The 21852-nt window shown below is 45.4% G+C and carries 24 protein-coding genes; 20 read left to right on the top strand and 4 right to left on the bottom strand.

All coding sequences use genetic code 11. The features are described 5' to 3' along the window. Positions 1 to 44: 44 nt before the first annotated feature. From BMW79_RS31990 to BMW79_RS31975, 4 genes are all read right to left on the bottom strand, one after another. Complete coding sequence (locus BMW79_RS31990; protein WP_089903269.1) at positions 45 to 3611, bottom strand: collagen-like protein; 3567 nt, start codon at positions 3609 to 3611, stop codon at positions 45 to 47. A gap of 29 nt (positions 3612 to 3640) precedes the next feature. Beyond that, entirely contained in the window at positions 3641 to 4081 is a 441-nt protein-coding gene (locus BMW79_RS31985; RefSeq protein ID WP_143059312.1) for a hypothetical protein, read from the bottom strand. Positions 4082 to 4148: 67 nt separating this feature from the next. Continuing rightward, on the bottom strand, positions 4149 to 5327 hold the full coding sequence (gene porV / locus BMW79_RS31980; protein WP_143059311.1) for a type IX secretion system outer membrane channel protein PorV: 1179 nt from the start codon (positions 5325 to 5327) through the stop codon (positions 4149 to 4151). Positions 5328 to 5361: 34 nt separating this feature from the next. Then, a complete protein-coding gene (locus BMW79_RS31975) occupies positions 5362 to 5868 on the bottom strand; it encodes a T9SS type A sorting domain-containing protein (RefSeq protein WP_089903259.1) in 507 nt (168 codons plus the stop codon). A 473-nt stretch (positions 5869 to 6341) separates the two neighbouring features. Here BMW79_RS31975 and fusA point away from each other — a divergent pair, with 473 nt between their 5' ends. The 20 genes from fusA to rpsH all read left to right on the top strand — a co-directional run bounded on the left by fusA (position 6342) and on the right by rpsH (position 21789). Next, positions 6342 to 8486: an elongation factor G gene (fusA, locus tag BMW79_RS31970; protein WP_218150489.1), complete on the top strand. Its 2145-nt coding sequence runs from the start codon at positions 6342 to 6344 to the stop codon at positions 8484 to 8486. A 349-nt stretch (positions 8487 to 8835) separates the two neighbouring features. Next, complete coding sequence (locus tag BMW79_RS31965) at positions 8836 to 9561, top strand: glycosyltransferase (protein WP_177192418.1); 726 nt, start codon at positions 8836 to 8838, stop codon at positions 9559 to 9561. A gap of 6 nt (positions 9562 to 9567) precedes the next feature. Continuing rightward, a complete protein-coding gene (locus BMW79_RS31960) occupies positions 9568 to 10344 on the top strand; it encodes a polysaccharide deacetylase family protein (protein WP_089903249.1) in 777 nt (258 codons plus the stop codon). Between the two features lie 378 nt (positions 10345 to 10722). After that, entirely contained in the window at positions 10723 to 11319 is a 597-nt protein-coding gene (locus BMW79_RS31955) for a hypothetical protein (RefSeq protein WP_089903247.1), read from the top strand. Between the two features lie 2375 nt (positions 11320 to 13694). Continuing rightward, a complete protein-coding gene (gene rpsJ, locus BMW79_RS31940; RefSeq protein WP_012789286.1) occupies positions 13695 to 14000 on the top strand; it encodes a 30S ribosomal protein S10 in 306 nt (101 codons plus the stop codon). Positions 14001 to 14192: 192 nt separating this feature from the next. Beyond that, positions 14193 to 14810, top strand: a complete 618-nt coding sequence (gene rplC / locus BMW79_RS31935) for a 50S ribosomal protein L3 (protein ID WP_089903236.1) — start codon at positions 14193 to 14195, stop codon at positions 14808 to 14810. A gap of 1 nt (position 14811) precedes the next feature. Beyond that, a complete protein-coding gene (gene rplD / locus BMW79_RS31930; protein ID WP_089903233.1) occupies positions 14812 to 15450 on the top strand; it encodes a 50S ribosomal protein L4 in 639 nt (212 codons plus the stop codon). Positions 15451 to 15513: 63 nt separating this feature from the next. Next, a complete protein-coding gene (gene rplW, locus BMW79_RS31925; protein ID WP_089903230.1) occupies positions 15514 to 15813 on the top strand; it encodes a 50S ribosomal protein L23 in 300 nt (99 codons plus the stop codon). 84 nt (positions 15814 to 15897) lie between these two features. Further along, a complete protein-coding gene (gene rplB / locus BMW79_RS31920; RefSeq protein ID WP_089903227.1) occupies positions 15898 to 16731 on the top strand; it encodes a 50S ribosomal protein L2 in 834 nt (277 codons plus the stop codon). A gap of 68 nt (positions 16732 to 16799) precedes the next feature. Continuing rightward, positions 16800 to 17066: a 30S ribosomal protein S19 gene (gene rpsS, locus BMW79_RS31915; protein WP_079470771.1), complete on the top strand. Its 267-nt coding sequence runs from the start codon at positions 16800 to 16802 to the stop codon at positions 17064 to 17066. Positions 17067 to 17161: 95 nt separating this feature from the next. Continuing rightward, entirely contained in the window at positions 17162 to 17509 is a 348-nt protein-coding gene (gene rplV / locus BMW79_RS31910; protein ID WP_079470770.1) for a 50S ribosomal protein L22, read from the top strand. Between the two features lie 64 nt (positions 17510 to 17573). Continuing rightward, positions 17574 to 18365 (top strand): 30S ribosomal protein S3, encoded by a 792-nt coding sequence (gene rpsC / locus BMW79_RS31905; RefSeq protein ID WP_089903224.1) that lies wholly within the window; start codon positions 17574 to 17576, stop codon positions 18363 to 18365. Between the two features lie 55 nt (positions 18366 to 18420). Beyond that, positions 18421 to 18840 carry a 50S ribosomal protein L16 gene (gene rplP, locus BMW79_RS31900; protein WP_079470768.1) on the top strand — a complete coding sequence of 140 codons (420 nt, stop codon included), beginning with the start codon at positions 18421 to 18423 and terminating at the stop codon, positions 18838 to 18840. 67 nt (positions 18841 to 18907) lie between these two features. Next, complete coding sequence (gene rpmC, locus BMW79_RS31895; RefSeq protein WP_089903221.1) at positions 18908 to 19108, top strand: 50S ribosomal protein L29; 201 nt, start codon at positions 18908 to 18910, stop codon at positions 19106 to 19108. A gap of 91 nt (positions 19109 to 19199) precedes the next feature. After that, the gene (gene rpsQ / locus BMW79_RS31890) at positions 19200 to 19460 is read left to right on the top strand and encodes a 30S ribosomal protein S17 (RefSeq protein ID WP_079470766.1); all 261 of its coding nucleotides are present in this window, start codon (positions 19200 to 19202) and stop codon (positions 19458 to 19460) included. Positions 19461 to 19535: 75 nt separating this feature from the next. Further along, positions 19536 to 19904 (top strand): 50S ribosomal protein L14, encoded by a 369-nt coding sequence (rplN, locus tag BMW79_RS31885; protein ID WP_079470765.1) that lies wholly within the window; start codon positions 19536 to 19538, stop codon positions 19902 to 19904. Between the two features lie 168 nt (positions 19905 to 20072). After that, positions 20073 to 20411, top strand: a complete 339-nt coding sequence (rplX, locus tag BMW79_RS31880) for a 50S ribosomal protein L24 (RefSeq protein ID WP_089903218.1) — start codon at positions 20073 to 20075, stop codon at positions 20409 to 20411. After that, positions 20411 to 20986, top strand: a complete 576-nt coding sequence (gene rplE / locus BMW79_RS31875; RefSeq protein ID WP_089903215.1) for a 50S ribosomal protein L5 — start codon at positions 20411 to 20413, stop codon at positions 20984 to 20986. Before rplX ends, rplE begins: the two co-directional genes overlap by 1 nt. A gap of 20 nt (positions 20987 to 21006) precedes the next feature. Next, positions 21007 to 21276 (top strand): 30S ribosomal protein S14, encoded by a 270-nt coding sequence (rpsN, locus tag BMW79_RS31870; RefSeq protein WP_089903212.1) that lies wholly within the window; start codon positions 21007 to 21009, stop codon positions 21274 to 21276. Between the two features lie 114 nt (positions 21277 to 21390). Next, the gene (gene rpsH, locus BMW79_RS31865) at positions 21391 to 21789 is read left to right on the top strand and encodes a 30S ribosomal protein S8 (RefSeq protein ID WP_089903208.1); all 399 of its coding nucleotides are present in this window, start codon (positions 21391 to 21393) and stop codon (positions 21787 to 21789) included. Positions 21790 to 21852: the final 63 nt, after the last annotated feature.

Here is a 21852-nt window from a genome sequence, read left to right as displayed (position 1 = left end):
CAGACACCCTGCCGGATGCCTGCCCCTCACCATCTGCGATTCAGTTATTTTACGTTCACCAACACTTTGATTTTTCCGGCATCCCCGCTAAACTCCTGTAACGCCTTACCAATCACCTGTCCGGGTTTTACTTTATCCGGATCGGCTTTCATGGCGTAACCTGCTTTACTTGAAGTAACCAATAAATCACCCCGGTGAATCACGCCATTTTCATTGCAAACTTTGGTCGGAATTACACCAACTACGCCCATTGGCACTTCAGATGAAAGATCAGCATCCACATCCTGCTCCGTCAGTAATACACCCGGTTTGGTGGCAAATACTCCGGCAACCAATGTAGAATAAGGCTCCGCTGATCTTTCTACCATCCGGTCAGAATGAGTAGCAATTACCAGCACATCTCCTGGCTCATAAGTTGCACGATCACCGTTTACGGCAAATGATTCCGCCACGTCAGCGCCACTTCCCTGCACTCCTCCATTAAAAAAACCCTTTCCTGCTGAATTGATCCTGGCCACATTCACTGTTCCCGGGTTACCGCTTTTAAAAACAGCCAGGTTACCTGCGCTGTGAGTCTCTACCAGTAGGGCTTCCGTCGTATTCGCGGTATTAAAATTCACGAATCGGCCGGCACGACCAGTACCAAAATTGGGTACCCAGCCATAAAATGCGTTTCCAGTACCGTTTACGGTACTCTCCACACCATCACCCGCGTTGGTAGCATTGGCAGTAATACCATTCCCATTACCCTTCGCGATGGCTACCAGCGCAGGACCATTTCCCGATGTGTTCGATGCATAAAATAATCCACCAAATCCACCAGTACCGGCCGATTCACCATAAATGCCCGCAGTACCAAAGTTGGCAAACTGTGAATTTACCTTGCCATGCACTGCCGGTGAAGTACCAAGAGTTTTATCTACTTCAAAATACCCTGCAGTACCATTACCAGTTGTTTTGGCAGTAACTACAGTGTTGGTATTTGTTTCATTGAAGTTTTCAAAATCCGCTGCCTGGCCAGTACCGAAGCTCGGCACCCAGCCATATATTGCCTTACCCGTGCCATTAACATTGGCTTCTATCGCGTTACCATCTTTTTTTACATTGGCCACAATACCTTTACCATTACCATTATTGATAGCTACCAGGGTATTACCATTACCAGTAGTATTGGATGAATAGAATAATCCCGCAGAACCGCCTGTTCCCGCCGATTCAGCATAAACGCCGGATGCTCCGAAATTGCCAAAGATGGTATTCACCTTTGCTTTCACAGCAGGAGCCACGGAGTTAGTATTATCTACCTCGAATGCGCCGGCAGCCCCTGCACCAACATCTCCCGGATCACCCAGGCTATTCGTATAGGCCACCATGTTATCCACCGAGTTGGCCGTATTGTTATTTTCAAATCGTCCGGAGCTACCGGTACTGCTATTTATACCAATCTGGCCATATACGCCGATACCGGTGCCGGCAGTACTGGTAGCCACAAATCCCCGAACCCCGTAACCGCCACCATCATTGCGGCCCACCACGGAACCTGCAATATCGCTGGTAGTTAAGCCTACTACGGCTTCCCCATTGGCGGTATTACTACCTATCACTCCCGCCGCAGTTTGCACAGCGGTGCTGCCACGTACACCCGTTCCACCGGCACTGCTGGAAGTTACACCATCGCCGTTTCCAGTAGTACTTACAGCAACTACATCTCCATTACCAACAGTATTCACGTTAAGAGCAATGTTGTTATTAGAGTTGTTGAAAATAGAAATACTGGCAGGTATACCGTTGTTACTGGTGGCGGTTAAACCCGTGCCGGAATTGCTATTCGCATACACGCCCGTGCCTGATGCGGAAGAGTTGCCATACACGCCAAGACCATTCGGCGTTACACCATACACTCCCCAGCCAGAGCCGTTCTGAGAGCCCCATACACCTATTCCTAATCCACCGGTGCCATTATTGATACCTCTTACTGCCGATGAAAAACCACCAGGTGCAGTAGAGGAAACTATTCCGCGTACCGCCGCAATGCTGGAAGTAGTAGTATTATTGACACCTTCCACGGAAGTGCCATCACCATCATTTGTAATACTGAAAAGAGTAGCAGCGTTGTTTTCGGTGGTCACAAAAGGAATGGTGAATCCTCCGGCAGAAGCTGGCCCGGCCAACCATTGTGCGCCATCGTATTTAAGTATCTGACCCGCTACCGGCGCCACATTACTGATAGGTTTACCTTGTAATTTTGCCACCGTAGGTGCCGGATAATTACCGCTCAGATCCCCGGTCGCGGGGCCATTAGGAGGCAGCGTTGTAGGAATCACACCCGCTGCAATTTTAGCCAGTGTCACCTTACCGTTTCCAATCAATGGATTAGGATAGGTACCCGATAAATCCCCACCTGCAGATATTCCATTGATATTGCCTGCCGGCCCCTGTATACCCTGCGGACCTGCCGGACCAATAGGTCCCGGTATGCCCGCTGGTCCTGCTACACCAGCATCTCCTTTTGCACCTTGTATCCCCGCTGGCCCGGCTGGTCCGATTGGTCCTGCTACACCTGCATCTCCTTTTGCACCTTGTATCCCCGTTGGTCCCACAGGTCCGATTGGTCCTGCTACGCCTGCATCTCCTTTTGCACCTTGTATCCCCGCTGGTCCCACAGGTCCGATTGGTCCTGCTACACCAGCATCTCCTTTTGCACCTTGTATCCCCGCTGGCCCCACAGGTCCGATTGGTCCTGCTACGCCTGCATCACCTTTTACACCTTGTATCCCCGCTGGTCCCACAGGTCCGATTGGTCCTGCTACACCAGCATCTCCTTTTGCACCTTGTATCCCCGCTGGTCCCACAGGTCCGATTGGTCCTGCTGCACCTGCATCACCTTTTGCACCTTGAACGCCTGCTGGCCCTACTGCACCCGGATCACCTTTCGCACCTTGTACACCTGCCGGTCCTACTGCGCCGGGATCCCCCTTTACACCCTGGATACCTGCTGGTCCTGCATCACCTTTGGCGCCTTGTACACCTGCCGGTCCTACTGCTCCCGGATCACCTTTAACACCCTGCGCACCCACCGGTCCTGCTGGTCCCACATCTCCTTTTACCCCCGGTATACCTGCTGGTCCAATCGCCCCCGGATCTCCCTTGGGACCTGGCGCACCTGCTGGTCCGGCATCTCCCTTCGCACCTGCCGGCCCCGGATTACCATTTGCCGCAAATAATGCATAAGGCACACTCATTAACTGGGATGTACCCAACTCAGAGAAGTTGCTGCCATTTATAGATACTTCTACTTTCAGATATTGGTTGGCGTTAGCCCATGGTACGCCGCTATAAGTGCCCGTTAATGGAGTTCCCTTACCTATTTGTAATGTAAACAAACCCACACTGTTGGTGGTGGCCTCCTGCGTTTCCTGGTATTGCACAGGGCCGGCGGCAGAACCGCCAAGTACAGAAAAGCGAACTGTCAACGCCTGGTTGTTAAGAACAGTGCCATTCGTATTACGCGCCACCGCCTGGTAATTGGTACCGGCAAGCCCGCTCTGAGCCCTGGCAGATTGAAAGGATACCGCAAAGAGTAGTATTGCCAGGTAAAATATCTTTTTCATAATAGTTGTTTTTATAGTTTACAGCGGACTTAGCTCTTTTTCTTTACAGGTATATTGTTTACTTCACTGCCCTGATTGGGGATAGCTGCCGGTTTAACCGGGTGTGCTGCCTGCGCCGCTTTTAATTTATCGGCCATTTCTTTTGAAGAGAAGTTGGAAGGAACAGCAGCTCCGGCAGGCGCGGACTTCAGCGAACGCGCCATACTTTTCTTTCCTGCGCCTGGATCTTTATAATTGGTAAACGTCCGGCTTTCAAAAGAAGAAGAAATAATAGCAGCATCGGGTTTGATATGCTTTTCTTTCGCTTCGAGATTTGCAATGTCCCTTTCAAAATCAGGAAACAGCAATTTGAGGGTGTTATTTGTACTTGCTTTCATAGCATCATTTCTGGAAGCCGCCTGCTGCTGTGCATACGTGAAGGGGATAAGGCCTGCAGTGACAAAAAATAAAAGTAGGATCAGTGATTTCATATGATTGAGTGTTATAGATACATGAATGAATGATATGGAGAATACACCGTTATGACAGGTATAGATTTTATTGTGACAGCTGTTCATCGCGTGTACCACCGATGTTGTAAACAAGCGAGAATTTCAGGGTTCTCTTTTGTACCAGCGATTCTCCGGTAGGTATCTGGTAGGCAATATCCAATGCAAGATTGGATACGCGCACACCCAGACCCGCAGAGAAATGTTGCCGGTAACCTTTATTGGGATGCTCATAAAAATAACCTGTGCGTACAAAAAATGCCTGCCGGTAAGCGTATTCGATACCAGAACCAATAGTGAATTCTCTCAACTCTTCATGGAAACCACCCGGTGCATCTCCGAACGAGGAAAAAACAGCATTCACCACCCCTCTGTCAGGATCTTTTCCTTTCAGAATCTGACTAGTTTCAATACCGTTGGAATCCACTGCGTATAAGGGGGGCGTAGGGACCAGCAACTTATTGATATCTGCAGTAATCGTAAATTCATGTTCATGCGTGTGCACAAACGTATAGCCGCCACCGATACGAAGGTTCATGGGTAGAAAACTCTTCCGGTTGTTATCATCGGAGTACTGTAATTTGGTGCCTATATTCGTAAGACTGATACCAACTGAATAGCGGTTGCCGAAGTCCAGCCGGTCTACACTGTTCTGATAGTAGTAACTGATATCTCCGGCCACAGCAGATGCCGGTTTTTGCTGTAAATTATTATATGAACCCTGGCCAAGCTGGCTGCGTACGTAACGGATACCCAGGGCGAGAGACATATGATTTCCCAGCTTTTTCGCATAGGCACCATCTATCGCAAATTCTTTAGGATTATAATCCTGTAAAACGGTACCGTTATCATCCCGGAAAGTGACAGATCCGTAATTAAAGTATTTCATGGACAGCCCGATACCTTCTGTACCATTCCAGGTTTTGTAGCCCGATACGTAAGCCATATTTGACTTATTATTGTTCAGTTCCCACATCCAGGGTGAGTAGTTGGCGCTTACACCCCAATCACCGGCAAATACGATTTTGGCGGCATTGGAAAATAGCGAATTGGCGTCGGGTGTAAGGCCGGTAGTGGCATCGCCTGTACCGCTGCTCCTCGCATCAGGATTGACCAACAGGAAACTGGCGCCGATATTGGGGGGCTTCTGCGTTGTTTTCTGGGCACTGAGTGAAAAACCAGCTGTCAACATACCTCCGAGAAGTATAATTGTATAACCGTGTTTCATGATGTCATGAAGTTAAAGGGTGATCGTGTGTGTGCTATTGCACAATGAGTTTTTCAAAGAATACATTACCGCCTACATTCAGCATCACAGTGTAGATGCCGGAGGCAAAATGGTCGACCGGCAATACCACCGTGCTTTTTCCGGCATTCAGTTCCATAAACCGGTGATAGATGTTTTGCCCTGCCGGGTTGATCACCTCAATGGTGACACTCACACCGGTCAGCAACTCAAATTGGATTTTGGTACTGGTAACTGCAGGATTTGGGAAGAGCATATAGCTCTTCAGGGGATTTACACCGGGGGCGCGTTTGGGAAATTCTTCCGGTTGCTGAAATCCCTGGGTCAGCAACACCTTACCATTGGTAACCGGCAGAATAATGGGTTCACCCACCGTATACTGGATCTGGATGTTCTGCACAATGGCGCTGCCACCATTATTGGCTACTACCTGTCGTTGCAGCACTACCTGGGCCGACGTGGAGAGGCAGGTACAAAGGAGTAGAACCAGCGCATAAATGCAACTGCGTACAATTGTTTTCATATTTCTATATGGTTAATCCGTAAATGATTTAAGGAAAATCGCTACAGCGCTACACAGGAAGACTGATAGTATAACAGAAAATGTCTCTGCCTGGGGTATGGGCGCAGTGAGTAAAGTTTTCACTTCATGACAATCGGGGTTTTAAGGGAACTGATTCCTGGCTGATGATTTGCTCCGTTTTTTAGCTCCTGACTCGTGGGGTGGTGTATTCTTTTATAATTTGCTACGAATTTGAAAGAATTTAAGGACCCGGAAAACTGTAATTTAAATTTTGGTGGAATTTGATAAACAACTGGTTGATACCGCCTAAAAATTGGTTTTCGCCCATCTATTTATCGGGATTAAATATAATGTGATAAATGCCCGCGCTTGTTAAAAAGAAATAACAATTTGGAAAAGCTGGTCATTTTATTTATTGTCAAAAATAAGTTACCTTTGCCCCCCAAATTGCATTATTTAGTCACTTTAATATTATGGCAGACTTAAAATTTCAAAGGAACTTTGGTATTGCGGCGCACATCGATGCGGGTAAAACCACTACCACAGAACGTATCCTGTATTATACAGGTAAATCCCACAAAATTGGAGAAGTGCACGAGGGTGCTGCTACAATGGACTGGATGGCACAGGAGCAGGAGAGAGGTATTACCATCACATCTGCGGCAACCACTTGTTTCTGGAATTTTCCAACCTTACAAGGTAAAGCCTTACCTGATACCAAACAATATAAATTCAATATCATCGATACCCCGGGTCACGTGGACTTTACCGTTGAGGTAGAGCGTTCCCTGCGTGTACTGGATGGTCTGGTGGCATTGTTCTGCGCTGTATCCGGTGTTGAACCTCAGTCTGAAACCGTTTGGCGTCAGGCTAACCGCTACCGTGTACCCCGTATCGGTTTCGTTAATAAAATGGACCGTTCCGGTGCTGACTTCCTGAACGTGGTAAAACAGGTGAAAGAAATGCTGGGTGCTAACCCCGTTCCTTTGACCCTGCCAATCGGTGCCGAAGATACCTTCAAAGGTGTAGTTGACCTGATTACCATGAAAGGTATTATCTGGGACGAAGAAGGTAAAGGTGCTACCTACCAGGAAATTCCTATTCCGGAAGATATGGTGGCAGAAGCGGAAGAGTGGAGAGCTAAACTCGTAGAAGCAGTTGCTGAATACGATGACACCCTGATGGAGAAATTCTTCGAAGATCCTAACTCTATCTCTGAAGATGAAATCCACGAAGCTATCCGTAAAGCTACCATCGATATCGCTATCATCCCGATGATGTGCGGTTCTTCCTTCAAAAACAAAGGTGTACAGAAGATGCTGGATGCGGTTTGCCGTTACCTGCCTTCCCCACTGGATGTTGAAGCTGTGAAAGGTACCAACCCTGACACTGGTGAAGAAATCGAGCGTAAACCAGATGCTAAAGCTCCGCTGTCTGCACTGGCATTCAAAATTGCAACCGATCCTTTCGTAGGTCGTCTGGCGTTCTTCCGGGTTTATTCCGGTCACCTGGATGCGGGTTCTTATGTACTGAACACCCGTACCGGTAAAAACGAACGTATCAGCCGTATCATGCAGATGCACGCTAACAAGCAGAACCCGATCGATTTCATCGAAGCTGGTGATATCGGTGCTGCTGTTGGTTTTAAAGATATCAAAACCGGTGATACCCTGTGCGATGAAAAAGCACCGATTATCCTGGAATCTATGACCTTCCCTGAACCGGTTATCCACATCGCCATCGAGCCTAAAACTCAGGCAGACGTTGATAAAATGGGTCTGGCGATCTCTAAACTGGTAGAAGAAGATCCTACCCTGAAAGCTAAAACTGACGAAGAAACCGGTCAGACTATCCTCTCAGGTATGGGTGAGCTTCACCTCGAAATCATCGTTGACCGTATGCGTCGCGAGTTCAAGGTAGAAGTAAATCAGGGAGCTCCGCAAGTAGCTTACAAAGAAGCACTGACTACCAAAGTTGAACACCGTGAGGTATTCAAGAAACAAACCGGTGGTCGTGGTAAATTCGCGGATATCCAGATCGAAATCGGACCTGCCGATGCAGAATGGTTGAAAGAAAACGATGGCAAATCCTTCCAGTTCATCAATGATATCTTTGGTGGTTCCATCCCTAAAGAATTCATTCCTGCTGTTCAGAAAGGTTTTGAACAATCCCTCAACCAGGGTGTTCTCGCTAACTTCCCGCTGGTGAACCTGAGAGTTCGTCTGTTTGACGGTTCTTACCACCAGGTGGATTCTGATGCGATGTCATTCGAATTGTGCGCTAAACAAGCCTTCCGTGAAGCTGCCCGTAAAGCTAAACCAGTATTGCTGGAGCCAATCATGAAAGTAGAAGTACTGACTCCGGACCAATACATGGGTGACGTAACAGGTGACTTGAACCGTCGTCGTGGTATGCTGGAAGGTATGGACTCTAAAAACGGTGTTCAGGTAATTAAAGCTAAAGTGCCACTGAGCGAAATGTTCGGTTACGTAACTCAGCTGCGTTCCCTGTCTTCCGGTCGCGCAAGCTCTATCATGGAATTCTCCCACTATGCTCCGGCTCCGAACAACGTTGCTGAAGAAGTGGTAGCAAAAGTGAAAGGCAAAGTAAACGCTTAATCATAGCTTTTTATACCGGAAAGGTTGTTCTGCGCAAGCGGAACAACCTTTCTGCTTTTTAGGACTAACTGACATGAACATGCTATTGTCAGGAAAAGAATATTCAATATTTTCGATTGCAACAATAACCTACAACTGAAATTTACTTTTTGCTAACTGCCAGGGTCCTGTTCTACAGGACCTTTTTTATTATTTACATCCTCACGATAGGGGGGGACTTCTGTTTTCACGTCATCAGTATAGTAGAATACAAACCATCTCATCCGGTATTATTTACTGATAGCTATTACATATGTCATTAGAGTTATTGCAAGCACCTCCTACAACTGTGGTATATACATCAGGAGATTTGATCAAACTCACTCCTGGTCTGGATTTGATTCTGCCCTGCTGGAACCCTTCGGGCCCTTGGGTGGAATCTCTCATCCGGCATTACCACGAGGTGACCACCCTTCTTGGAAATGTACCCGTTCAGCTGATTCTCGTCAACGACGGTTCCGTAAAGAATTTTACCCCCCAGCATATCAGCTGGCTGGAATCCGCTATACCCGGAATCATCATTGTCAGCTATGCCCATAACCGGGGCAAGGGCTACGCAGTGAGAGAAGGAGTAAAACGTTCGCAACACGCTTTCCAGGTATATACAGACCTCGATTTCCCATTCGGCGTGGCTGCGGTCAGGGAAGCATACAACAGCCTTGTACAGGGCCTGGACGTGGTAGCAGGTGAAAGAGGAGCCGCCTATCTCCGGGAATTACCCCGCAAACGCCGGGTAATCACCAGGATCAGCCGCTTTATGAACAAAATGATACTGAACCTGAAAGTAAAGGATGCACAGGCTGGCTTAAAAGGATTCAATTCCCATGGCCGGAATGTATTGCTGAATACCCGCATCGACGGTTTCCTGTACGACAGCGAATTTTTATACAACGCCGGCAGGCGTCCCCATATTAAGATCGGTGCACTGGCTGTAGCATGCCGCCCCGGTATTCAATTCTCCTCCTTCCGGCTGAAGCTTTTAATGAAGGAATTAGTCAATTATTGCAGGATCATCACCAGCTCATCCGCTGCTTAAATTTTTATGGAACCAACAAAAAGGATATTGATCAGTGTTGATGTAGAGGAATTTGATATCCCGGAAGAATTCGGTCAGCAGGTAACCCTTCAGGAGAAACTCGAAGTTTCCAGAAGTGGTCTGCAGGCTACACTGGCTTTATTTGACAAGTATAATGTACGTGCCACTTTCTTTGTTACGGCTTATTGGGCACAGCACTATCCCGAATTAATCCGGCAGATGGCTGCTAAACATGAGATCGCCTCTCATGCATACTATCACAGCTCCTTTACAGAAGCGGATCTGGAAGGTTCCCGGCTGGCCCTGCAGGAAATCAGCGGGCAACAGATTCAGGGCTTCCGTATGCCCCGTCTCCGGAAGGTAAACATGGCTGCATTGAAGGCCGCAGGATACCTCTATGATGCGTCCGTAAATCCTACCTGGCTGCCAGGACGTTATAATAACTGGCATTTGCCCAGAACGCTGTTCAAAGAACAGGATACCTGGATCGTCCCTTCCTCCGTATCTCCCCTCATCAGATACCCTTTATTCTGGTTGAGCGTAAAAAATATGCCCCTCTGGATTACCCGCCATTTCAGTAAAAGAGTATTGAAGAAAGATAATTACCTCTCCTTTTATTTCCACCCATGGGAATTGAGCAATATCAATGCCTACACGCTACCTTCCTACATTAAACGGGTTTCCGGTGGCAAAATGCAGGAAAAAATGGATGGATTCCTACGTTTTTTGCATCAACAGGGAACTTTCTGCACCCATGCAGATCTGCTTAAAGCCCAACAGTAGAAGCTTTAGCTGATGATCTCCCTTTTAACCGGCAAGGAATCTTATTTTCATGCAACAACATTTAATTTCAAATGTTATAGTAATAATGAATAAGGTTAAGTAGTCATGTTCAGAGAAAGTAAAAAGGGTCTGTAAAGTCTTTTTTTAGATTTTTTTTGAAAGATGGCTACTTATTATGTTCATTTTCAGTAGTTTTGTGAGACAACAAATCTGTTGTCATGTGAGGTTGTTTGTTGACGATGTACGACTACCCCCCATTATCCCCCTGCCTCTTATTTTTTAGCTGACACCACAGCTCCTGAAGTGCAAATGGAAAGCGTTTGCCTGTTAATTTCTTATTCATTCAACATGTAAATTGTTAAAACTAAAAATCAGACTATGAAAAGAATTCGTCTCTTAACCCTTGCACTCGCGGCTGTATTGTTTGGTGCTACGGCTAATGCCCAGATTCAGAAAGGAAATATTATGGTGGGCGGTACCCTGGCTAATCTGGGTTTAAATTTCCAGAAGGAAAGTACACAGTTTAGCATGGATCTCACGCCAAAGGCGGCCTGGTTTATCAAGGATGGTTTGGCACTGGGTGGTTACGTAAACTTTGGTTTGAGTACGGATAACCCCGGTACCAATACTAACTATGGCGTAGGTGCACTCGCCCGTTATTTCGTAGAAGATAAGAATGTGAGAAAACTTGAATTCTCCAAGCGTACCCGGTTTTTCCTGGAAGCAACTGCCGGTTTTGCTGGTAGAAACGTAGCTAATGGCGCCTCTACAAATGGCCTGGATATCGGCGTAGGCCCCGGCATTTCCTATTTCATTACACCAAATATCGGTCTGGAAGGATTGCTGAAATACGATCTGACAGTAGGTTTCGGTAGTTCTACTACTTCAAACAGACTTAATCTGGGTGTAGGTTTCCAGATTTATCTGCCTTCCGCCAAAGCAAAACAGATTTATAAAGAAGAAACCGGCAAATAAGTAACCGAGCAATACAAAACATGATTGGCAACGGTGGCAGGATATCCTGCCACCGTTGCTTTTTTTGTAAGGTATCCTCACTTTGAAGGAGCGCTGAATGAAATGAACGTGCGAACTCAAAATGAACTAATTGAACGAATGCTTTTTTACCGGAACCATTTATTTTAGTAGAATGTCTGTGATGGCACTGGCAGGGGGATTGCTGAAAACCCCGGAAAGAGTAAGCATTACATCCATAAATACTCCGGTATGTTGAACACTATTCTCCAGGCACTGGTTAAGTTTCTGAACACCGTAACAGGCGCCCTGTAACCTATTTCTGCGTTGTTGCATAAGGATATTTCCTGCAATGGGATTGCCGAAAACCATATGATAGAGTAGGCACAACAGAAAACTACAGCTTTTATGATCCTCGATGCATTAAACACATTTCTGAAGGGCCTGTTAGCGCTGCTGATGTCTGCGCTGGGCGGTATTTAATTTGTGTTGTTAGTTCAAAATACTAACCCTGGTGGCAGATGATCCCGGTACTCCGGATCACAATCTGCAGCTATTGGTAGTTCTCGAATCATGCTTTTAAGAAGAAGCTGATTTCATCAATGTTTAAAGGAAAAATCCCTGGCATTATTGCCAGGGCTTTTTTTATCGCGTTGTAATCCGCTATGGTAGCATATTGAACAGTATTTTATCAGGATACCGAACTGAACAAAATGAACGGATGTAATAAGCTGAATAGCCCCTAATTTCGGCCAACACTTAAAAGAAAGTGTACCTGGGATTGCCGAAAACCAAATCAAAAGAGTAGGTGTCACCCGTAGTAAAAACTATCTTATGGCTTTACTGAATCAACTGCTGGCAACCATTGTTGCATTGCTGAAATCTCTGCTGGGTGGCCTGTAATCAGGACCATTCCATAAGGGATTATTCCGTACTTAAGTGATACTATTTCCCTTACAGACATCATCCTGGAGGCTGACCCACACGCTGGGTCAGCCTCTTTTATGAATGCTGATACCGGGATTTTCATTGAGATAAAAAGCAGTGAATAAACCCTTTTATTTCACATTTTAAAGTTATTCTTTTTTACTGCTGAGTTAACTTCAAACCAGCTGTGGGTAAGGAATGAACATGGTGGCGTGCGTTGGTTGGAATGAACAAAATGAACGACCGCATATTGAATGATAGCTTTTAAATTTAGTTCGTTAACTGAATAACAACTGGGGATCGCCGAAAACCAGGTAATAGAGTAGGCAGTATCTTATAAAAACCTTTTTCCATGGATTTACTGAATCAACTGCTGGCATTAATCTTAGGATTAGTTAAGTCATTATTAGGTGGCATTGGCGGTGGTTTACCGCTTTAATGGTCGGGGCGTCTGACGCACTAAAACCACTTTAATTATTCGGAGAAGGGTTGTTCCAGGTAAGCGGAACAACCCTTGCTCTTTATGGCAGGGGAGAAAAGAAGGAATTATTGATAAATCAGGGCTATCTGTTTTAGTCGTCCCACAAAAATCCGCAAAAGTGAACAGTTCCTGGTTGCGGTTTATATAATTCCTGCTCCTGTGTATCTCCTGCCAGATAAATCCCTGCTCAAGTTCACCTTCTATAAGTGTCATCGTCAGGTTAACTCCTGTTCAAGTCCGCCCTTCTGTACGTGTCATCGTCAGGTTAGCCCTGTTCAAGCCCACCTCTGTGCGTGTCGTCGTCAGGTTAGCCCCTGTTCAAGTCTGCCTTCTGTGTGTGTCATCATCAGGTTAGCCCCTGTTCAGGTCCACCTTCTGTACGTGTCATCGTCAGGTTAGCCCCTGTTCAAGTCTGCCTTCTGTTCGTGTAATCGTCGGGTTAGCCCCTGTTCAGGTCCACCTTCTATGCGTGCCATCATCAGGTTAAGGCCTGTTCAGGTCCGGTCATCACCTGTTACCTTGCAGGCCCGTTTGTGGCATCGCCGTTACCCATTCCTGTTCTTAGGCAATAACCATCCACCGGGGCTCCGGACCGCCGGTTTGCGAAAGCCAGGCATCCGGATCGCCTGGTGCAGGAGCGTACTTAACGGAGGTATCCGCCCATTTCCACATCTCCCGGGAAAATATTTGTAAAGAAATTCTCCTTTTTTTGGTTTTGAAATTTGTTTTCCTATATTTGTCAAAACGAGCATGTGAAGTTACCTTAAGGCTTAACACACACACAATGAATGTTTTCTGGAGCCTTAATGCCAATTAATATCTATCCAATCTCCTTTCTCCTGCCGCCGGCGCTCACTTTTTGCCGGGTCTCTTTTATTTTTTCCTGAGAATTATTTGCCAAATAGAAAAAACGGGTTACCTTTGCCCTCCCAAATTGTATTGGGAAAAAACAAGAAGAAGTTCATTGCATATGTCTCAGAGAATAAGAATCAAGCTGAAGTCCTACGATCATAACCTGGTAGACAAGTCTGCTGAGAAGATCGTTAAAACCGTGCGTAACACGGGTGCCGTGGTAACAGGTCCAATTCCTTTACCTACCGAGAAGAAAATATTTACAGTATTACGTTCTCCGCACGTAAATAAGAAAGCGCGCGAGCAGTTCCAACTGTGTACACACAAACGTTTACTGGATATTTACACGTCTTCTTCCAGAACTGTAGACGCGCTGAGCAAGCTCGATCTGCCTTCCGGAGTGGAAGTTGAAATTAAAGCATAGGACAACAGCAAGGCGGGCGAAAGGCCGGCCTTTTATTGATTTATGGTTATCTTGTTGGTTTCCAACAAGATAACAATTTTAACAACAAACATAGGTCGCGCCTTCTGGGCGGCCGCCCAATAAATGTATTTAAACCGCCCATCCTGGGGATAGCACGAAATCCCCCAGGCGCTGGGTAAAATCATATAAAAAATGAAAGGTATTATTGGCAAAAAGATTGGTATGACCAGTATCTTCGAAGCTAATGGTAAGCAAACTGCTGTTACCATTATCGAAGCAGGTCCCAACGTTGTAACCCAGGTAAAAACCCTGGAATCAGATGGTTACAATGCAATTCAGGTTTCTTTCGGTGAGAAGAAAGAAAAACACACCACTAAAGCAGAAAGCAGTCACTTCGCGAAAGCAAGCACCTCTCCCAAACGTTTTGTAAAAGAACTCCGCAACCCGGATGTACAGAAAGCCCTCGGTGAATCTATCACCTGCGAAATCTTCGCAGAAGGTGAGACAATTGACGTTGTAGGCACTTCCAAAGGTAAAGGTTTCCAGGGTGTTGTAAAACGCCACGGATTTAGCGGTGTGGGTGAAGCTACCCACGGTCAGCACGATAGAAGCAGAGCTCCTGGTTCTGTTGGTGGATCCTCTTATCCTTCCCGCGTTTTCAAGGGTATGCGTATGGCCGGCCAGACAGGTAACGAAAGAGTGAAAGTGAAAGGTCTGAAGATCGTGAAAATATTCCCTGAAAAGAATTATATCCTGGTAAGTGGTTCCGTTCCCGGCCACATTGGTTCAATCGTTTTAATCCAGAAGTAACATGCAAATCGATATTTTAAATATAGAAGGTAAGAAAACCGGAAGGTCTATTGAACTTCCTGAGGAGATCTTTGGTGTTGAGCCTAACAACCACGTAATTTACCTGGCTGTTAAACAATACCTCGCTGCTCAGCGTCAAGGTACCCACAAGGTAAAAACCAGAGCAGAAGTACAAGGTGCTTCCCGCAAACTGCACAAACAAAAAGGTACCGGTGGCGCCCGTAAAGGTAACATCCGTAACCCATTGTATAAAGGTGGTGGTACCATCTTCGGACCAAAACCTCACGGTTGGGGTTTCAAACTGAACAGAAAAGTGAAAGATCTCGCTAAGATCTCCGCCCTGTCAGTGAAAGCTAAAGAAAACAGCATCATCATCGTTGAAGATCTGCAACTCGAAGCGCCTAAAACCAAACAATTCGTTGGTTTCCTGAAGAATCTGAACATCAACGTAGAAGGCAGAAAGACAATGTTCATCACGCCTGAATACAATGACAATGTTTACCTGTCTTTAAGAAACATCCCTACTGTAGACGGTACTGTTCTGAGCGACGTAAACACTTACGACATCATGAACAGCAATTACATCGTGTTCACAGAAAGCGCTGCCAAAATCTTCACTGAAGAGCCTGCAGAAGCTTAGGATGTACAAACCAATTCAATAACAGCTGAAGGCTAACGCCAACAGCTAAATGCTATAAAGAAGATGAAACTTTCTGACGTTTTAATCAAACCGGTGGTATCCGAAAAGGTTAACAAAGCAACCGAAAAATTCAACCGCTACTACTTCATCGTTGACAAAAAAGCCAACAAACTGGAGATCAAAAAAGCAGTGGAAGAGTTTTACGGTGTAACCGTAGCAGATGTAAATACTGCTGTAATGCCAGGTAAAGCTAAATTCCGCTTTACTAAAGCCGGTTTCATCGCAGGTAAAAAACCGTCCTACAAAAAGGCGATCATTACCGTTGCAGCTGGTGAAACTATAGATCTGTATGCTAACATGTAGTGCCGTTCCGGCCTGAACAGCCGGGATGTGGATGTATATGCAGATCACTTTTATATTAATTAACATTTAACTTTTTAGGAAGTAATGGCACTGAAGAAGTTCAAACCAATGACGGCCGGTACCCGCTGGAAAATAGGCAACGCTTACGCTGAGCTGACCTCGGATACCCCGGAAAAAAGCCTCCTGGAGCCTATCAAAAGGACCGGTGGTAGAAATGCGCAAGGTAGAATGTCTATGCGCTACATAGGTGGTGGTCACAAGAAACAATACCGTGTAATTGATTTCAAGCGTGATAAGGAAAATGTACCAGCGACTGTAAAAACTATCGAATACGATCCTAACCGTAGTGCATTCATCGCGCTGGTAAGCTATTCAGATGGTGAAAAACGTTATATCATTGCTCCACAGGGCTTACAGGTTGGTGGTACCGTTATCAGCGGCTCCGACGTAGCTCCTGAAGTAGGTAACGCTTTACCGCTGAAAAACATGCCTCTCGGTACTGTTGTACACAACATTGAGCTGCAACCTGGTAAAGGTGGTGCGATCGCAAGAAGCGCCGGTGCTTACGCTCAGCTGTCCAACAAGGAAGAAAAATATGCCGTACTGAAAATGCCTTCCGGTGAGCTCCGCAAAGTATTAAATACTTGTAAAGCTACTGTTGGTACTGTTTCTAACTCCGACCACGCACTGCAATCCATCGGTAAAGCAGGTGCTAACCGTTGGAGAGGTATCCGCCCCCGCAACCGTGGTGTGGCTATGAACCCTGTAGATCACCCGATGGGTGGTGGTGAAGGTAAATCTTCCGGAGGCCATCCTAGATCAAGAACTGGTAAATATGCGAAAGGTCTGAAAACCAGAAAACCGCATAAGAGTTCTGATAAGCTGATCATTAGCAGAAAAAACGGTAAAAAATTATAGTATTTCTGAATCAGGGATCCGGTAGCAATACCGGATCCCGGGTTTGAAAAATCATAAATCAGTAAGACATGGCTCGTTCCATAAAAAAAGGTCCTTACGTAGACCTGAAATTAGAAACTAAAGTTGAGAAGATGAATACCGGCACCAAGAGGTCTGTTATCAAGACCTGGAGCCGTCGTTCTACTATCACTCCTGATTTCGTTGGTCACACATTCGCGGTTCACAATGGCAACAAATTTATTCCTGTTTATGTAACGGAATTCATGGTTGGTCATAAACTGGGCGAATTTGCTCCTACACGTAACTTCAGAGGACACGTTAACAAGAAAATGTAAATTATAGTCTGAGGTGAGAGGTTTGAAGTATCCGTTCAAACCGATACATCAAACTTCAGGCATCAGACATTAAATAATAAAAGAAATTAATAACAATGGAAGCAGTAGCTAAGCTGAATAATAATCCTACATCTCCCCGCAAAATGCGCTTACTCGCGGACTTAATCCGTGGTCTGGATGTAGAAAAGGCTTTGAATATTTTGAAATTCCATCCGAAACACCCAAGTGTACCTTTAGAGAAATTGCTGATATCCGCTATCGCAAACTGGAAAGTGAAGAATGAAGGTGCAAGGGTAGAAGATGCTAACCTGATCGTAAAAACCGTTTTTGTTGATGGCGGCCGCACCCTGAAAAGAATGCGCCCGGCTCCACAGGGAAGGGGTTACCGTATCCGCAAGAGAAGTAACCACGTAACGATTGTAGTGGACGGTAAAGCACAATAATCCGTGCATATCGGAAACGAGATAGAAACAAAACTATTTAAACTAATAGACAAATAACCAGAACATGGGTCAGAAAACAAATCCTATTGGTAACAGGTTAGGTATCATCAGAGGATGGGACTCTAATTGGTATGGCAGCAAGAAAGACTTTGCTACCAAACTGATCGAAGATAACAAGATCAGAACTTATCTGAATGCCCGTATCAACAAAGGTGGCATCTCAAGAGTTGTGATCGAAAGAACTTTAGGTAAGTTAATCATCACTGTTCATACTTCTAAGCCTGGTATCATCATTGGTAAAGGCGGTAACGAAGTTGATCGCATCAAAGAAGAACTGAAGAAGCTGACAGGTAAAGAAGATGTTCAAATCAACATCCTCGAAATCCGTCGTCCCGAAATGGATGCCAACATCGTTGCTGAAACTATCGCTAAACAGATTGAAAGCCGTATCAACTACAAACGTGCTATCAAAATGGCGATCGCTACCGCTCTGAGAATGGGTGCTGAAGGTATCAAGGTGAAAATCAGCGGCCGTTTAGGTGGTGCTGAAATCGCCCGCTCCGAAGAAATGAAACAAGGTCGCGTGCCTTTACATACTTTCCGTATGGACATCGATTACGCTTCCCTGTTCGCTTTAACCGTTTATGGTAAAATCGGTATCAAAGTATGGATCTGTAAAGGTGAAGTACTGGGTAAACGCGATCTGAACCCGAACGTGTTAACCGGCAAAGAAGGTGACAACCGTGGCACTGGCCATGGCGGAGAAAGAAGAGAACATCATGGCGAACGCAGAGACAACCGTGGTGGTGGCGAAAGAAGAGGCGGCGGTGAACACCGTGGCGGCGGCCGCAGATAGTATCTGGCGGTTGAGCAGACATTAACAATTACTATTAACATTAACAACATAGACGATGTTACAGCCAAAAAGAACGAAACACAGGAAGATGCACAAAGGCCGCATCAAAGGGAACGCTAAAAGAGGCGCTACCCTCTCCTTTGGTACTTTCGGTCTTAAAGCATTAGAACCTAAGTGGATCACCGACAGGCAGATCGAAGCTGCACGTGTTGCGCTGACAAGGCACATGAAACGTGAAGGTAACGTATGGATCCGCATATTCCCTGACAAACCTATCACTGCTAAGCCTTTGGAAGTGAGGATGGGTAAAGGTAAAGGTGCTCCTGACCATTGGGCAGCAGTAGTTAAACCAGGTAGAATTTTATTTGAAGCTGATGGCGTTTCCTTACAGGTAGCAAAAGAAGCAATGGAACTCGCAGCTCAGAAACTGCCCATCAAAGTAAAATTTGTAACCAGCCGCGACTACGTAGCTTAATTAGGTACACAATAACTAAAAATCCGGTAACCCTGCCCCGGCAGATAACCGAATCAAACTCAATACAATGGCAAAAGAAAAGCTGGAACTGAAAGGCCTGAGCGAACAAGATCTGAAAGAGAGAATCTCTGCAGAAGAACTCCGCTTGAAAAAAATGACCTTTGGTCACGCAATTACGCCAATCGAAAATCCAATGAGCATCCGCGCCGTAAGACGCGATATCGCTCGGATGAACACCGAACTGCGTAAAAGACAACTGGGCTTCTGATCCGTCAGTCCCGGTAACCCCGGGACTGCTGACATAGCATTAGTATAACACAATTTATGACCTCCTCACGGAGGGTTAAATACTTTCAACAATGACGACCGAAAGAAAATTAAGAAAAACCAGGATTGGTGTGGTTGCCAGCAACAAAATGGATAAAACCATCACCGTTAAGGTGGAGCGTAAGGTAAAGCACCCGATCTATGGTAAATTCGTGAAAAAAACTACCAAGTTCATGGCGCACGACGATAAAAACGAGTGCTCCATCGGCGATACCGTGAAAATCGCGGAAACTCGTCCTTTAAGCAAAAACAAATGCTGGAGACTGGTAGAAGTAATCGCTAAAGTAAAATAATTAATTATTTGTTTCAAGCTGCTGCCGGCAATCCCGGTTTCAGCCGCTGACTAAACAATATCAAATCTCATTTCGATGATACAACAAGAATCAAGACTGAGTGTAGCTGATAACAGCGGTGCCAAAGAAGTACTTTGCATCCGCGTTTTAGGTAACTCCGGTCAGGACTACGCTGGCGTAGGTGACAAGATTGTAGTAACCGTTAAGGACGCAATGCCTGGTGGTGGTGTTAAGAAAGGTATGGTTACCAAAGCGGTAATCGTAAGAACTAAGAACAAATTACGTCGTAAAGACGGTTCTTATATCCGTTTCGATGATAACGCGGTTGTACTGCTCAATAACTCAGACGAACCTCGCGGTACCCGTATTTTCGGTCCGGTTGCACGTGAGCTGAGAGACAAGGGTTATATGAAAATTATCTCCCTCGCTCCTGAGGTATTATAAAAATATTGCGGTCCAGGGATTTTGACATTTTGTGATTTTTATCAAAAAATGGCAAAATCCCGAAATCCGAAAATATTTCTTATCTTTGCAGCCCGTTTGCAAAACGAGAAAAAACATTAATCAAGCGAAACTATTGTTTCGCTTGGCGTTTATAAATAAATCAAAGTAATGAAAACTAGATTTAAGCCTAAATTCAACATTAAGAAGGGCGACCTGGTTGCGGTAATTGCCGGTGATGACAAGGACAGAACAAAAGCGCGTAAAGTGCTGGAAGTTCAGCCTGAAAAAGCCCGCATTCTTGTAGAAGGCGTTAACATTATTACCAAGCACACGAAGCCAACCGCTCAGAATACCAAAGGTGGTATTGTTAAGCAGGAAGCTCCTATCGCTATCTCCAACGTGATGCTGTGGGACGCCAAAACTGGTGCTCCAACCAAAGTTAACAGGAAGAGAGAAAACGGTAAATTAATTCGTATCGCTAAAAAATCAGGGGAGGAAATTAAATAATGTCAAACACAAAATATACTCCGAGACTGCAGAAAAAATACCAAGAGGAAGTTAAATCTGCACTGATGAAGAAATTCAACTACAAAAGTGTAATGCAGGTTCCTCGCCTGGTAAAAATTTGCCTGAACCAGGGTATCAATGGTGCAGTAGGTGATAAGAAACTGGTAGACATCGCAGTAGACGAAATGACCCGTATCTCCGGTCAGAAAGCTATCGCTACTATGTCTAAAAAGGATATCTCCAACTTCAAACTGAGAAAGAACATGCCTATCGGTGCCCGCGTAACTTTACGTGCTACCAATATGTATGACTTCCTGGATCGTTTGATCGCTGTATCCCTCCCACGTGTACGTGACTTCAAAGGTGTGAACGAAAAAGCTTTTGACGGTCGTGGTAACTACACTATGGGTATCACCGAACAAATCATCTTCCCTGAAATCGATATCGATAAAGTAACAAAAATGTCCGGTATGGATATCACTTTCGTTACAACTGCAAACACCAACGAAGAAGCTTACGAGCTCCTGAAAGAAATGGGTATGCCGTTCAAGGGTATGAAAAAAGATAATCAGTAAATCGAAACGATAATATAATTATGGCAAAAGAATCCGTAAAAGCCAGACAAAGGAAAAGAGAAGCTATGGTAGCTAAGTTCGCAGAAAAACGCGCTGCCCTGAAAGCTGCCGGTGACTACGCTGCACTGGATCAACTTCCAAAAAATGCTTCTCCTGTTCGTCTGCACAACAGATGCCAACTGAGCGGTCGTCCAAAAGGCTACATGCGTCATTTCGGTCTCTGCAGGAACATGTTCCGTGACCTGGCTCTCGCAGGCAAAATCCCTGGCGTTAGAAAAGCCAGCTGGTAATTCAAAGTTTTATCTGTCCGGTATCCCCGGATCTGTGAAACAAAAAAGTTATTTGATTCCCATCTTATTACGATTGGATATCGCATTGTAAACATTTATCAAACTATTTCAACAATGGTTACTGATCCAATAGCAGACTTCCTGACACGCATCCGGAACGCGCAAATGGCCACCCACAGGATTGTGGAAATTCCGGCTTCCAAGCTGAAAAAACGCATTACAGAAATTCTGTACGACAAAGGTTATATCCTGAAGTACAAATTCGAAGAAGATACTAAACAAGGCGTTATCAAAATCGCTTTGAAGTACGATCCAATCTCTAAAGAACCCGCTATCAAGGAATTACAACGCATCAGCCGCCCAGGTCTGCGTCAGTACGCTAAACCAGAAGAGTTTAAGCGCGTGAAGAACGGTTTAGGTGTAGCGATCATCTCTACTTCCAAAGGTGTAATGACCGATAAGGAAGCTAAAGCTCAAAACGTAGGTGGCGAAGTAGTTTGCTTCATCTATTAATATATTGAATGACTGGTTGTTGCTCAACCAGTCATTCACTTAAGTTATCTGACAATTAAGCTC

The organism is Chitinophaga arvensicola, from assembly GCF_900110835.1.
GTDB lineage: Bacteria > Bacteroidota > Bacteroidia > Chitinophagales > Chitinophagaceae > Chitinophaga > Chitinophaga arvensicola.
Note: the sequence above shows the minus strand (reverse complement) of the source record. Positions and strands in the feature narration are given on the sequence as shown.